At 63.8% G+C, this 13,074-nt stretch carries 13 protein-coding genes; 6 read left to right on the top strand and 7 right to left on the bottom strand.

The genetic code is table 11. The features are described from left to right. Positions 1–57: 57 nt before the first annotated feature. A complete protein-coding gene (locus ACDA63_RS06995) occupies positions 58–300 on the bottom strand; it encodes a NirD/YgiW/YdeI family stress tolerance protein (protein ID WP_373662497.1) in 243 nt (80 codons plus the stop codon). A gap of 88 nt (positions 301–388) precedes the next feature. Next, positions 389–1,318: an amidohydrolase family protein gene (locus tag ACDA63_RS06990; protein WP_373662496.1), complete on the bottom strand. Its 930-nt coding sequence runs from the start codon at positions 1,316–1,318 to the stop codon at positions 389–391. 453 nt (positions 1,319–1,771) lie between these two features. Here ACDA63_RS06990 and dctA point away from each other — a divergent pair, with 453 nt between their 5' ends. Then, a complete protein-coding gene (gene dctA, locus ACDA63_RS06985) occupies positions 1,772–3,100 on the top strand; it encodes a C4-dicarboxylate transporter DctA (protein WP_373662494.1) in 1,329 nt (442 codons plus the stop codon). A 98-nt stretch (positions 3,101–3,198) separates the two neighbouring features. Beyond that, positions 3,199–4,056, top strand: a complete 858-nt coding sequence (locus ACDA63_RS06980) for a fumarylacetoacetate hydrolase family protein (protein WP_373662493.1) — start codon at positions 3,199–3,201, stop codon at positions 4,054–4,056. 48 nt (positions 4,057–4,104) lie between these two features. Here ACDA63_RS06980 and ACDA63_RS06975 read toward each other — a convergent pair whose 3' ends face one another. The 4 genes from ACDA63_RS06975 to ACDA63_RS06960 all read right to left on the bottom strand — a co-directional run bounded on the left by ACDA63_RS06975 (position 4,105) and on the right by ACDA63_RS06960 (position 6,916). Continuing rightward, positions 4,105–4,296: a hypothetical protein gene (locus ACDA63_RS06975; protein ID WP_373662492.1), complete on the bottom strand. Its 192-nt coding sequence runs from the start codon at positions 4,294–4,296 to the stop codon at positions 4,105–4,107. A 148-nt stretch (positions 4,297–4,444) separates the two neighbouring features. Beyond that, complete coding sequence (ligK, locus tag ACDA63_RS06970) at positions 4,445–5,128, bottom strand: 4-carboxy-4-hydroxy-2-oxoadipate aldolase/oxaloacetate decarboxylase (RefSeq protein ID WP_373662491.1); 684 nt, start codon at positions 5,126–5,128, stop codon at positions 4,445–4,447. An 11-nt stretch (positions 5,129–5,139) separates the two neighbouring features. Beyond that, a complete protein-coding gene (locus ACDA63_RS06965) occupies positions 5,140–6,168 on the bottom strand; it encodes an amidohydrolase family protein (protein WP_373662490.1) in 1,029 nt (342 codons plus the stop codon). Between the two features lie 34 nt (positions 6,169–6,202). After that, entirely contained in the window at positions 6,203–6,916 is a 714-nt protein-coding gene (locus tag ACDA63_RS06960; protein WP_373662489.1) for a substrate-binding domain-containing protein, read from the bottom strand. A gap of 120 nt (positions 6,917–7,036) precedes the next feature. Between ACDA63_RS06960 and ACDA63_RS06955 the strand changes: the two genes are divergently transcribed. After that, on the top strand, positions 7,037–7,921 hold the full coding sequence (locus ACDA63_RS06955) for a LysR family transcriptional regulator (RefSeq protein ID WP_373662488.1): 885 nt from the start codon (positions 7,037–7,039) through the stop codon (positions 7,919–7,921). Between the two features lie 1,131 nt (positions 7,922–9,052). Here the strand turns inward: ACDA63_RS06955 and ACDA63_RS06950 are convergent. Next, positions 9,053–9,955, bottom strand: coding sequence for a LysR family transcriptional regulator (locus ACDA63_RS06950; protein ID WP_373662487.1), 903 nt, complete (start codon positions 9,953–9,955; stop codon positions 9,053–9,055). A gap of 134 nt (positions 9,956–10,089) precedes the next feature. On the opposite strand from ACDA63_RS06950, the gene ACDA63_RS06945 reads away from it, so the two are divergent. The 3 genes from ACDA63_RS06945 to ACDA63_RS06935 all read left to right on the top strand — a co-directional run bounded on the left by ACDA63_RS06945 (position 10,090) and on the right by ACDA63_RS06935 (position 13,051). Then, complete coding sequence (locus ACDA63_RS06945; protein WP_373662486.1) at positions 10,090–11,121, top strand: TRAP transporter substrate-binding protein; 1,032 nt, start codon at positions 10,090–10,092, stop codon at positions 11,119–11,121. Positions 11,122–11,192: 71 nt separating this feature from the next. Then, complete coding sequence (locus ACDA63_RS06940; protein ID WP_373662485.1) at positions 11,193–11,729, top strand: TRAP transporter small permease; 537 nt, start codon at positions 11,193–11,195, stop codon at positions 11,727–11,729. Further along, entirely contained in the window at positions 11,726–13,051 is a 1,326-nt protein-coding gene (locus ACDA63_RS06935; RefSeq protein WP_373662484.1) for a TRAP transporter large permease, read from the top strand. Before ACDA63_RS06940 ends, ACDA63_RS06935 begins: the two co-directional genes overlap by 4 nt. Positions 13,052–13,074: the final 23 nt, after the last annotated feature.

The following is a 13,074-nucleotide window of genomic DNA, read 5'->3' as shown; positions in this document are numbered from 1 at the left end:
AGGTCTGCGGACGAGCATCGAGGCCATCGATCTCGACCCTTGCCACGAGCGCGTGCTTCAGTTGGCCGGGCGGATGTCGATGACTTTGATCTTGTCGAAACCGACGAACTCGCGGTCGAACTTGCCGACGATTTCGACCTTGGTTTTGTCATCCACCGTCAGGTTGCGCGGCCAGTTCTTACGGTTGATCTTGATGAACACCGTGGCCGTGCTGTCGGACAAATTGTAGAGATCCTTGTAGGCCGTGCGGCGGGTGATATGACCCGTCAACATCACTGGGGTCATGGTTGCGGCTCGCATCGCAACGCGAGGCTGCCACCGGCCGTGGCGTGCGTCTCGACGAGAGCACGCCCGGCAGTGGGCTGTGCGCGACGCTGCGCCTGCAGCGTCACGAGTGCGCGGCTGCGTACTGCTCCGGCCAGTACAGACGCATCGGATTGTCGACCAGCAACTTGCGCTGCAATTCGGCAGTCGTCGCAATGTGCGGAATGAAGTCCACCAGCAAACCGTCGTCCGGCATGTGGTCCTTGAGGTTCGGGTGCGGCCAGTCAGTGCCCCACAGGACGCGGTCGGGGAAGGTCTCGACGACGCGCCGCGCGAAGGGCACCACGTCGCGATAGGCATCGCGCTCGCCGTCCAATGCTGGCGGGCCGCTGTGCGTGAGTCGTTCCGGGCAGGTCACCTTCGACCACACGTTGGGGTGACGACGCATGAATTCCATGAACAGTGCGAACTCCGGCCCGTCGACTGGTTTGCTTACGTCGGGCCGGCCCATGTGGTCGACCACCACGATGGTGGGCAAGGCCGAGAAAAAATCCCACAACTCGGGCAGATCGACCGCTTCGAAATACACCACGACGTGCCAGCCCAGCGGCGCGATGCGCTCGGCGATTTCCATCAACTCTTCGCGCGGGGTGAAGTCCACCAGCCGCTTGACGAAGTTGAAGCGCACGCCGCGCACGCCAGCCGCGTGCAGCGATTGCAGGTCGGCATCGCTGATGTCGCGACGCACGGTGGCCACGCCGCGCGCACGTCCCGCCGAATGCGTCAGCGCATCGACCAGCGCGCGATTGTCGGCGCCATGGCAGGTCGCCTGCACGATCACGTTGCGCGAAAAGCCGAGCCGGTCGCGCAGGGCAAAAAGCTGTTCGCGCGAGGCGTCGCACGGCGTGTACTTGCGCTCCGGTGCGTACGGAAAGATCGCGCCGGGTCCGAATACGTGGCAGTGCGCATCCACTGCGCCGGCCGGCGGAACGAAATGCGGCCGGGCGGGATCAGGATGGTACGGTAGCCATCCGGGCGTGACGGGAAACTCCATTTCTTGTTCTCCTGTGTCTCTGGTGTGTCGCAGCGCGGGGCGCATTGTGCCGTGTGCCGCACGCTGAGCGCATTGTCGGCGCAGGGGGCGCGTCACGCCTAGGCGGCATTCGGCCTAGTAGCTATTACGAGTCGTTATGGGTTGGAGCGCGTGGGGTCGTATCGATGGCTGTGAAGAGGCGGGGGCCTTCGGCTTGTAAGGGCGACACGCTACCTGCCGCACAACGTTGGTGTAGATACATATGTGACGGCGGTGTCGCAGCATGCGTGCACGCAGGGGCAGGGGGACTGGCTGTGACCGCGAGCCATATCAAGCTGCTATAGCTGCTAGTGCGCGCCCTGCATTGGAGGGCGACACGGCCTGCGGCCAGAATCCGTGTCACCACGTTGCCGCCCATGAGCGACGACGGGAAAAAGAGAGATTCCTACCAAGGTGGAGACGAAGGAGAATCAGATGTATCAGAGTCAAGTGGCAAACGACGCCACCGTCAGCCAGCCGCCCCGCCGCAGGGCTCGCTGGTACAAGCAGTTGTGGTTCCACGTGCTGGCCGCGATGCTGCTGGGCGTGGTGCTGGGGCATTGGTTCCCGGCCATCGGCGAACAGATGCAGCCGTTCGGCGACGCCTTCATCAAGGCCATCCGGATGCTCATCGCACCGATCATCTTCTGTACGGTGATCCTCGGCATCGCGGGCATGGGCGACATGGCCAAGGTGGGGCGCGTGGCGGTCAAGTCGATCATCTACTTCGAGATCATGACCACCATCGCGTTGATCCTCGGGCTGGTGGCGGTCAACTACATGAAGCCCGGCGTCGGCATGAACATCGACATCGCAAGCTTCGACACGAGCGCGGCCAAGAACGTGGTCAGCCAGGCGCAGCACACGGGCGGCACGGTGCAGTTCCTCATGAACATCATCCCGAGCGCAGTGTTCGGCGCGCTGGCTGAAGGCAACGTGCTGCAGGTGCTGTTCATGTCGGTGATCTTCGGCTTCTCGCTGTCCGCGCTGGGCGATGCCGGCAAGCCGCTGCTGCACCTGTTCGAGCTGGCGTCCAAGACGCTGTTCGGCGCGGTGTCGATCGTGATGTGGGCGGCACCCATCGGCGCGTTCGGCGCCATCGCCTTCACCGTGGGCAAATACGGCGTGGGCTCGCTCGCGACGCTGGGCAAGCTGCTGGGCGGTTTCTACGTGGTGTGCGTGTTCTTCATCATCGTCGTGCTCGGAGCGGTGTCGCGCTACTGCGGCTTCAGCATCTTCAAGCTGATGCGCTACTTCCGCGAAGAGCTGCTGATGTGCCTGGCGACGACCTCTTCCGAAGTGGTGCTGCCGCGCGCGCTCGACAAGCTCGAAAAGCTCGGTTGCAAGAAGAGCGTGGTGGGGCTGGTGATCCCGACAGGGTACTCGTTCAACCTCGACGGCACGTGCCTCTACCTGGCCTTCGCAGCGGTGTTCCTGGCACAGGCGACCAATACGCAGCTCGATCTGTCACACCAGATCGGCCTGCTGCTGGTGCTGCTGCTGACTTCGAAGGGCGCGGCCGGTGTGTCGGGCGCGGCATTCGTGGTGCTGGCGGCGACCTTGTCGACGGTGGGCACGATCCCCGTTACGAGCGTGGCGCTGATTCTTGGCGTGCATCGCTTGATGGCCGAAGGGCTGGTGCCCACCAATTTCATCGGCAACGCCGTGGCCACCATTTTCGTTTCGAAGTGGGAGAACTCTCTCGACAAGGCACAGCTCGACCGCGAACTGGACCGCAAGCCCGCGGCAAGCGTCGCGTCCTGATCCCGCTCTTCCGGTGCGCATGGCGTTCGCCGTGCGCACCCCTCAGCTAGTCATGCGGCCACCTTCGCGCCGCGTACGTATCGTTCAGGAGTGAATCCATGAAACTGGCAAGTTATGTCGTCCGGACAGGGCGGCGCACGAGCTTCGGCATCGTCACGGCGACCGGGCTCATCGATCTGGGGCGCCACTTTGCCGGGCGCTTTGACGACATCAAGAGTGTACTGGCCGCCGGTGCGCTGGGCGAATTGCGCGAGCTGGCCGCGCGCGCAGACGATCTTCGCGCCGACGAGGTGATGTTCCGTCCGGTGATCGAGCGACCCGACAAGATTTTCTGCGTCGGCATGAACTACCAGGACAAGCGGGTCGAGTTCAACGCCACCGACAGCGCGCCGACCCTGTTCGTGCGCTTTCCCGATTCGCAGACGGGTCACGGCTGCGCCGTGCTCAAGCCGGCGATGACGCAGGAGTTCGACTACGAAGGCGAACTGGCCGTGGTGATCGGGCGCGAGGGTTCGCACATCCGCCGCGAGGACGCCGACGCCTACATCGCCGGCTACAGCTGCTACATGGACGGATCGGTGCGCGACTGGCAGCACTCGTGGTTCACTGCCGGCAAGAACTGGCCGCAGACCGGCAGCTTCGGCCCGTGGCTGGTGACGCGCGACGAAATCGGCGACCCCCATCAACTGGGTATCCGCACCTATGTGAATGGCATGAAGGTGCAGGACGATAACACGCGGAACATGATCCACTCGATCCCGTCGCTGATCGAGTACATCAGCACTTTCAGCGCGCTATCGCCGGGCGACGTGATCATCACCGGCTCGCCGGGCGGTGTCGGCAAGAAGCGCACGCCACCGTTGTTCCTCAAGGACGGCGATACCGTATCGGTGGAAATCGACCGCATCGGCACGCTGCGCAATCCGATCGTGCAGGGAGAAGCTGCGGCGGCGTGAGGCGGGGCGGTGTGTTGTGACGACGGGGCCATTGGCCCCGTTATGCGTCTACGACTTCTTTTCGCCGAGATATGCAAGCAGTCGATTGGTGTCGATCCGCGCGGCGGTGACGGCACAGATGGCCAGATCACTCATCCCGGCAAGCGCAGCAGCGGAGGCGAAGACGCGTGCGCCCGTGGCGTTGGCGTGCCGGCGCAAGGCGTCGTCCGCTTCGACACCGTCGAGCCTGCCGTCGTACATGCCAACGGCCAGTCCTAGCGCAGGTCTTCGGCGAGGATACGGCCGACCTCACCGTAACCGAACAAGCCCATTCTCCATTGGCGGGGATCGTTCATGGTGGGGCTCCGTGCGAAGCGAGCGAAGGGCGACATGTGCCGCCCCTCATCCGTCAGTCGATGTAACGCAGGCCAGCTTTTTCCAGCGGTTCGCGCATCTTGTACATATCGAGTCCGAGCACGCCGGAGGCGAGTTTTTCGCGCTTGGCGCCCTCGTTGGCTTCGCGCGCGGCGGCGGCTTCGAGCGTATGTGCAGCCGTGCCAGATGGCACGCACACGACGCCGTCGTCATCCGCGACGATCACATCCCCCGGATGCACCAGCGCGCCCGCGCATACGACAGGAATGTTCACCGAGCCCACTGTGGCCTTGATGGTGCCCTTGGACGAGATCGCGCGGCTCCACACGGGGAAGTTCATCTCCTTGAGCGTGCGCACGTCGCGCACGCCGGCATCGATGATCAGCGCGCGCGCGCCGCGTGCCTTGAATGAAGTCGCCAGCAGGTCACCGAAGTAACCGTCGGTGCATTCTGCGGTGATTGCTGCGACCACCACGTCGCCCGGCCGAATCTGTTCGGCCACGACGTGCATCATCCAGTTGTCGCCGGGGTGCAGCAGCACCGTGACAGCGGTGCCCGACACCTGCGCGCCGTCGTAGATCGGGCGCATGTAAGGCTTGAGCAGGCCGACGCGGCCCATGGCCTCATGGACCGTGGCCGAGCCGTACTGTGCCAGCGCATCGGCAATGGCAGCGTCGGTGCGCGTGATGTTGCGATAGACAACGCCAAGTTCGTACATGTGAGTCTCCTTTACTTGCCCTTGGCCTTGAGTGCGGCGTCGAGTCGCGTGAACACGCGGCGGGCGTTGCCTTCGTAGACGAGGAAGCGTTCTTCTTCGGTCAGGTTGACGGTGGCTTCGATGTAGCGCTTCGTGTCGTCGTAGTAGTGGCCTGTCTGCGGGTCGATGCCGCGCACGGCGCCGATCATCTCGGACGCGAACAGCACGTTGCGCACGGGGATCACCTTGGTCAGCAGGTCGATGCCCGGCTGGTGGTACACGCAGGTGTCGAAGAAGATGTTGTTCAGCAGATGCTCATCGAGCAGCGGCTTTTTCAGCTCCTGCGCCAGGCCACGGAAACGCCCCCAGTGATAGGGCACCGCGCCGCCACCGTGCGGGATCAGGAACTTGAGCGTGGGAAAGTCGCGGAACAGATCACCCGTGAGGCACTGCATGAAGGCCGTGGTGTCGGCATTCAGATAGTGCGAGCCGGTGGTGTGGAAGCACGCATTGCAGCTCGTCGACACATGGATCATTGCTGGCACGTCGTACTCGACCATCTTCTCGAAGATGGGGTACCAGTAGCGGTCGGTCAGCGGCGGGCTCGTCCAGTGGCCGCCCGATGGGTCCGGGTTGAGATTGATGCCGACGAAGCCGTAGTCCTTGATGCAGCGCTCGAACTCGGGAATGCAGGTTTCGATGGGCACGCCCGGCGACTGCGGCAGCATGGCCGCGCCGATGAAGTGATCCGGAAAGAGTTCGCTCACGCGATGGCACAGTTCGTTGCAGATCGCCGCCCACGTGCTCGACGTGTTGAAGTCGCCGATGTGGTGCGCCATGAAACTCGCGCGCGGACTGAAGATGGTGAGGTCGCTCCCGCGCTCACGCATCTTGGCGAGCTGGTTGGTCTCGATGGATTCGCGCAACTCGTCGTCGCTGATCTTCAGATCGCTCGCGCGGGGCGTTTTGCCCGGGTCCTTGAGGGAAGCGACCTGCAGGTCGCGCCATGCGCCCAGTGCCGCGGGCGCGGTGGTGTAGTGGCCGTGTACGTCGATGATCATGTCGAGGCGTGTCCTTTGGTGATGTGCTGCGTCGTTATCGAGCGCCGCCATGCAGCGCAGGGGCGTTCATTCCGTTTTGGGTCTTGCATGTGGCGGTGCCGGGGCCGGTCATGAAGTCGAGCAGGGCCTGTACCGCGTTGGCGCGTGTCGAGGTGGCGACGACGGCGCCAGTAAAGGTGGTGACGATGGTGCATGTCGATGGCATTCCGCCGACAACGCGGACGCCCGCCACATGCATCAGTTCGCTGAGCTGCTGGAAGGCAATGTCGACGTCGCCTCGCGCGAGCAGATTGCCGACGGGCGTGCCGGCTGGCGCTTGCACCAGACGATCGGAGATCGACTCCCGAATGCCCCAGCGATCGAATATCTTCAACAGCGCCGTGCCGCTAGGGCCGGTGGAGTAGCCAATGCGGCCAGCATTCAACACGGTGGTGCGCAACGCGTCTTCGCTATCGATGGCTGGCAGTGGCGTGCCTTCTCGTACGGCGATGGCAACGTTCGAATCGACGATGGGCCGCTTTGTGTCACTGCGCACGTGGCCGGAAGCGACCAGCTTGTCGATGGCATCACTGGCCAGCACCACGAAGTCGAATGGCTCGTCGTTCTGGATGCGACGTGCGGCATCCACGCCGCCGACCGATTCGATGTGCACTGCAACACCCGTTGCGCGCTCGAAATCGCTCGCCAATGCGGCAAGCACGGCGCGCGTTGCCATGGATGAAATACCGGTAAGAGGAAGGGTGCTCATGTCGTCCGTTGTGCCTCCAATGTCCTGCGAGGCATTCTGCGGAGCGTGGCCCATGCAACCTAGGTTTCGTTGCGGCTAGCTGCTATTTAAATCTGGCATGGCTCATGCCAATATCCGCGCATGAACCTGAATCAGCTGCAAACGTTTGTTCACGTCGCCGAGCACGGCAGCTTCAGCAAAGCCGCGCTCGTACTGGGTGTTGCGCAGCCCGCCCTGAGCCGCCAGGTGCGCGCGCTGGAGATCGAACTGCACGAGACGTTGCTGCTTCGACACGGTCGTGGCGTGCGGCTCACGGATGCCGGCCAGCGCTTGCTCGAACACTGCCAGGACATCCTCCACATGGTCACGCGCGCCAAGGAGGACCTGCTCGCGCAACGCAACGAACCGGTCGGGCAGGTCACCGTGGCGATGCCGCCAACGCTCGCCCGCTTGCACACGCTGGCCCTGATCCGCGCCTTTCAGGCCGAAATGCCGCGCGCGCGGTTGGCGGTGGTGGAGGGCTTTTCGGTTCACCTGACCGAATGGCTGCTCACCGGTCGCAGCGACATGGCGCTGATGTACAGCCCTGAAGCGATTCCCGCGCTCGACATCCTGCCGCTGCGGCAGGAGCGCCTGTGCCTGATCAGCCCGGTCGGTCAGTCGCCAGGCAAGCCCGTCACCCTGCAGCAACTCGCGCGCTACCCGCTGGTGATGCCGCAGCGCGGGCAGACCTTCCGCAACCTGATGGAGTCCGCGGCCGCGATGGCGGGTGTGCAGCTCAATGTGGTGTGGGAGGTCTCGAGCGTGCCGGTGATCCTCGATCTGGTGGCGGCGGGGATGGGGCACGCTGCGTTGGGCGAGGAGGCGATCCGCTCCTACGATCATCCGGAGCGGCTGGCGCTGGCGCCGTTTGCCGATGCGGGGATTCTTAATACGCTGTGTCTGGTGACGCCGGCGCAGAAGCGGACGACGCCGCTGATCTTGCGGACGGCAGGGTTGTTGAGGCGGATCATCGAGGCGTCCTGAGGTCGGACGTGGGGCCTTGGGGTGAAGCCCTTTCCTGCCTGGCTTTCGCCGCTATGCGAGCGTTGGCGCGACTGCAAATGCTCGGCGGCCGGGGGGTCGCCCGGGCGGGTGAGTGACTTCTTTGTCATCGAACTAGAAGCCCTTTCTTGCTTTCTGGTTGGTTGTTCGAACTTGGTCGCGACTGCTTAGGTGCGTTGGCCGGGAGTTCGCCCCGGCGGGCGAGTAACTTCTTTGTTATCGACAAAGAAGTCACCAAGAAAGCGACCCCTACATCGCCGCCAGCCTGCGGCTGGTCCCCTGCGCTACTCGTCAAGTCAGGCGGCTGCGGAACTCGCCCTTCGGGCTCAGACAGTCCTCGCCGACCCGCTACGCGGGCAGCCTGACTTGTCTGCGTTGCTCGGCGGCTCAGAAGGGGCCGGCCATAGCAAACACCTCGAAGTGCATGGAGCTAAAGCCTCTTCATTGTGTGTGGCACGTCGTGCGTGTACCGCAAAGTGCATGCAGCATGCGCAGCGAGATTCCAGATGTCGCGGGTAGTGCGTCGGGCGGAGAAGTGAAGCGCCATCCGCCGTTCGCGAACTGACGACATCGCTCCATCAGTGATGATGTTGAATTGGTACAAGCTCTAGCGAGAGCACGAAGAAGTAGAAGCGAGGAGTTTTTTGCCTTTCGCCCGAACAACCATGCTGCGTGGTGTGGGCACCCCATTCAGCGTCGCCGAGCAGCACAGGGCGAAAAGGTTGCGGCGAAGCCGTCGGCGAGGACTGTTTGAGGAGCGTAGCGACGAGTTCCGCAGCCGCCTTCTCGACCGCGCAGCGCAGGGGATCGGCCGTAGGCCGACGACGCTGTGGGGTCGCTTTCTTGGTGACTTCTTTGTCGATAACAAAGAAGTTACTCGCCCGCCGGGGCGAACTCCCGGCCAACGTACCCAAGTAGTCGCGACCAAGCTAGAACAACCGACCAGAAAGCAAGAAAGGGCTTTTTCGAGGAAGCCTCCGCGCAGGAACGCAAGTCCGGTTGGGGCGAACACCCCTCCGTCGACCATCAGTAGTCGCCGCTACCGTTGATAGACCAGCACCCAAGCAAGAAAGGGCTTCTCAAAAAAGCCCGCAAGCGCGGAATCCCCGCCTTTTATGTTCCATGACTCAAGTAATGCGCCGCCCGATGCAAATGCGCCAAAAAGTGCCGCACGCTCGGCTTGAGCGCCGAATCCGCCCGCGCCAGCGCGCCGAGCGTCAGCCGTAGCGGCCCCTCGGCCACGGACACGATCTCCAGATGCTGCATGGCAAACGGGTGAACGGCGATCTGACGGGGGAGCAGGCCGACGCAGTTTCCGCTGCCCACGATCGACAACAGCCCGAGCGTCGAATTGACCAGGGCGCCGGCCGGGGGCGGAGTCATGCCGTGCGATTCGTAGAGCGTCTTGGCGTAGCCCGTATCCGGCGTGGAACCCGTATAGACCCAGCGCGCTTCGGCCAGGTCGGCCAATTTGCGGGCGCGGGCCAGAGGGTTGCCACGGCGGACGACGATGACCATGTCGATGGGCATCAGCGTTTCGACGGCAAATTCGCCTGGCGGCAGGTGTTCGGGGAGCGGCCCCAGGGCGATGTCGACTTCGCCTTTGCGCAGGCGCGTGAGCTGCGCGATGTAGAGCTCTTCGGTAATGCGGAGCTGGATTTCGGGGAATTCGCGGCCGAAGGTGCGCAGCGTCTCGGGGATCAGCAACATCACCGCCAGCGGCACGGCGCCGATGGCGAGCGACCCCGACATGCGCCCGCCAAGCTGGCGGATCTGGTCGACGGCGTGTTCGAGTTCGCGGTCGGCGGCCAGGGCGCGTTCGTACAAAACCATGCCCTGGGCGGTGGCGAGGACACCGGTGGTGGAGCGCAGGAGCAGGGTGGCGGAGAGCTCCCGCTCCAGTTCGCGGATCATTTTGGTCAGCGCCGGCTGGGAGACGCCGAGCCGTTTGGCGGCCGAACGCAGGCTGCCTTCTTCGATGGCCGCGACCAGGGCTTTCAGGCTTGTGAGCTTCATGCGGCGAATGATAACGCAGAGTTATCGCGCCCCGCGCGGCGGCATCTTATAGCAGCGTTTTGTCATTTCTACACTGCGCTACATCAATAGAGAGTGCCGCAACCTCGCGGACAACAACCAACGGGAGACATGCAATGACGCTTTTCCGACGCGCTGCCCTGGCGGCGACCTTCATCATGACCATGCTGCCAGCAGCGCGCGCGGCCGATGAGGTCGTGCTGAAAGTCCATCACTTCCTGCCTGCCAATTCGTACGCACAGCAAATGTTCATCCAGCCCTGGTGCGACAAGATCGCAGCGGAGTCGAACAAGCGCATTCGCTGCCAGATCTATCCGTCCATGCAGCTCGGCGGTACGCCGCCACAACTGGTGGACCAGTTGCGCGATGGCATTGTCGATGTCATCTGGACGTTGCCCGGCTACACGCCGGGGCGGTATCCGAAGGTAGAGGCCTTCGAGCTGCCGTTCATGATGCAGAACGCCGAGAGCACCAGTCGCGCGCTGTGGGACTACGTTCAGCAATACGCATCGGACGAGTTCAAGGGCATGCATCCGATGGCATTCCATGTGCATGGCCGCGGCGTGTTCCACATGGTCAACAAGCCGATCACCAGGATGACCGACTTCCAGGGCATGAAGCTGCGCGCTCCGACGCGGCAGACGACCAAGCTGCTCGCCGCACTGGGCGCGACGCCCGTGGCGATGCCGGTGCCGGCGGTGAGCGATGCGCTCGCCAAGGGCGTGATCGACGGTGCGCTGGTGCCGTATGAAGTGGTGCCTTCGGTGAAGATCCAGGAACTGGTCAAGTACCACTCCGAGACGGACCCGTCCGAGCGCGCCATCTACACGTCGACCTTCGTGTTTGCGATGAACCAGCAACGCTATGACAGCCTGCCGCCGGACCTGAAGAAAGTCATCGATGCCAACAGCGGCGCAGACTTCTCGGCGCATATCGGCGCGGTGTTCATCCAGGCCGATGCCGAAGGCAAGAAGCTCACCACGGGCAACACCACCAACGTCATTCCGGCCTCGGAACTTGCCAACTGGAAGAAGGCCGCCCAGAGCGTCACCGACGCGTGGGTCAAGGAGATGGATGCCAAGGGCCTTGGGGGCAAGAAGCTGTACGACGGAGCGCGTGCGCTGATCGACAAGTACGCGTCGCGCTAGACCCGCGCACCTTTCTCTCGCATCCCATCTACGTTCTCCGCCGGCCTCGCGCCGGCGGTGCAGGAGTTGTCATGTCCGATTCTGTTGCGATGGCTGAGCCGTCGCTGCCCGAGGGCGCCTACGGGCGCGCCTTGCGCGCGGTCTGCCGCGTGTTCGCGATCGCCGGTTCGCTGGTGTTCGTGGCGATCGTGGTGATGAGCGTGGTGTCCATCACCGGCCGCAAGTTGTTTTCCAGCCCCGTCATGGGCGACGTTGAAATGCTGCAGATGTGCGCAGCATTCGCATCCGCTTCATTCTTTGCCTGGTGCCATATGGCGGGCGGCGACGTGAAGGTCGACTTCTTCACCACCAGGCTGTCGCCGCGCAAGATCCACGCGCTCGACGCTTTCGGTTCGTTCCTGGTTGCGCTGTTCGGCGCACTCATCGCATGGCGTTCGGCTGCCGGCGCGTGGGCGGTGCGCGAGGCCGGCGAGCGCAGCATGCTGCTCGATTGGCCGATGTGGGTTCCGCAGATGGCGATGGTGCCCGGCTTTGCCTTGCTGGCGCTGGCCGGTGCGTATCGCTCGTGGCAGCACCTGTGCGCGGCGGCGAAGGGAGGTCGCGCATGACCGGTATTCAGATCGGCGCGATGATCTTCGCGCTGTTGATGGTCCTGCTGGTGCTTCGCGTGCCGATCGGCATCGCGATGTTCTTCATGGGGGCGTCGGGCTATTGGGCGCTGTCCGCGTTCGACACGACGCGGCTGCTTGCCGCGCTCAAGATGGTCGCCTACGCGCGTCTGTCCAACTATGACATCGCGGTGATTCCGCTCTTTCTGCTGATGGGGCAGTTCGCCACGCACGGTGGATTGTCGGCGGCATTGTTCCGCTTCGTCACGGCGTTCCTGGGGCATTTGCGTGGCGGCGTGGCGATGGCGGCGGTGGGGGCGTGCGCGGGTTTCGGCGCGATCTGCGGCTCGTCGCTCGCCACTGCGGCCACCATGGGGCAGGTGGCGTTGCCGGAGCTGCGCCGCTTCGGCTATGCCGGCAGCCTGTCGACCGGCGCACTGGCCGCCGGTGGCACGCTGGGCATCCTGATTCCGCCGTCTGTGCCGCTGGTCATCTACGCCATCCTCACGCAGGAGTCGATCGGCAAGCTGTTCATGGCCGCCGTGTTGCCGGGGATCATCGCCATGCTCGGCTACATGCTGGTGGTGCGGATCTTCGTGATCCTGCGTCCGGCCTCGGCCCCCGCGGGCGAAGTTGCGTCGTGGTCCGAAAGGCTGCGCGCACTCGCCCAGGTGCTGCCCGTTCTCGGTGTGTTCTTCGTGGTGATCGTGGGCATCTACGGCGGCTGGGCCAATCCGACCGAAGCGGCGGCCATCGGCGCGGCGGCGTGCGGGATTCTGGGCGTGCTGCGCGGCATGCGATGGAGCGCGTTCCAGGCAAGTCTGGTCGGCACGGCGCAGGGCACCGCCATGATCTACCTGGTGCTGATGGGGGCGGACATGCTCAACACCGCGCTGGCGTTGTCGCAGATGCCGGTGGAACTGGCCGCCTGGGTGCAGGCCAGCCACCTGTCGCCGATGCTGGTGCTGATCGCCATTCTCGGCATCTACATCGTACTCGGCTGCGTCATGGACAGCCTGGCGATGATCCTACTCACGATTCCGATCTTCTATCCGATCGTCATGGGCCTGGATTTCTACGGCATGAACGCGACCGACAAGAGTGTGTGGTTCGGCATCCTCGCGCTGATGGTGGTGGAGATCGGGCTGGTGCATCCGCCAGTGGGCATGAACGTATACATCATCAACCGGCTGGCGCGTGACGTGCCGCTGTCCGAAACGTTCAAGGGGGTGATTCCCTTCCTCGCGTCGGACTTCGTGCGCATTGCGCTGCTGCTTGCATTCCCTTCGATTGCTTTGGTCCTGGTGCGGACGTTTGGATAGGTCCGCACCTCATGTAGCCCACC

The organism is Uliginosibacterium sp. sgz301328 (assembly GCF_041807905.1).
GTDB lineage: Bacteria > Pseudomonadota > Gammaproteobacteria > Burkholderiales > Rhodocyclaceae > JBGVSA01.
Note: the sequence above shows the minus strand (reverse complement) of the source record. Positions and strands in the feature narration are given on the sequence as shown.

What these genes read in the sequence shown, in the direction of transcription:
- ACDA63_RS06995 (WP_373662497.1), bottom strand. Translation starts at nt 300, where the DNA reads ATGCGAGCCGCAACCATGACCCCAGTGATGTTGACGGGTCATATCACC.
- dctA (WP_373662494.1), top strand. Translation starts at nt 1,772, where the DNA reads ATGTATCAGAGTCAAGTGGCAAACGACGCCACCGTCAGCCAGCCGCCC.
- ACDA63_RS06975 (WP_373662492.1), bottom strand. Translation starts at nt 4,296, where the DNA reads ATGTACGACGGCAGGCTCGACGGTGTCGAAGCGGACGACGCCTTGCGC.
- ACDA63_RS06945 (WP_373662486.1), top strand. Translation starts at nt 10,090, where the DNA reads ATGACGCTTTTCCGACGCGCTGCCCTGGCGGCGACCTTCATCATGACC.
- ACDA63_RS06940 (WP_373662485.1), top strand. Translation starts at nt 11,193, where the DNA reads ATGTCCGATTCTGTTGCGATGGCTGAGCCGTCGCTGCCCGAGGGCGCC.
- ligK (WP_373662491.1), bottom strand. Translation starts at nt 5,128, where the DNA reads ATGTACGAACTTGGCGTTGTCTATCGCAACATCACGCGCACCGACGCT.
- ACDA63_RS06960 (WP_373662489.1), bottom strand. Translation starts at nt 6,916, where the DNA reads ATGAGCACCCTTCCTCTTACCGGTATTTCATCCATGGCAACGCGCGCC.
- ACDA63_RS06980 (WP_373662493.1), top strand. Translation starts at nt 3,199, where the DNA reads ATGAAACTGGCAAGTTATGTCGTCCGGACAGGGCGGCGCACGAGCTTC.
- ACDA63_RS06990 (WP_373662496.1), bottom strand. Translation starts at nt 1,318, where the DNA reads ATGGAGTTTCCCGTCACGCCCGGATGGCTACCGTACCATCCTGATCCC.
- ACDA63_RS06965 (WP_373662490.1), bottom strand. Translation starts at nt 6,168, where the DNA reads ATGATCATCGACGTACACGGCCACTACACCACCGCGCCCGCGGCACTG.
- ACDA63_RS06955 (WP_373662488.1), top strand. Translation starts at nt 7,037, where the DNA reads ATGAACCTGAATCAGCTGCAAACGTTTGTTCACGTCGCCGAGCACGGC.
- ACDA63_RS06935 (WP_373662484.1), top strand. Translation starts at nt 11,726, where the DNA reads ATGACCGGTATTCAGATCGGCGCGATGATCTTCGCGCTGTTGATGGTC.
- ACDA63_RS06950 (WP_373662487.1), bottom strand. Translation starts at nt 9,955, where the DNA reads ATGAAGCTCACAAGCCTGAAAGCCCTGGTCGCGGCCATCGAAGAAGGC.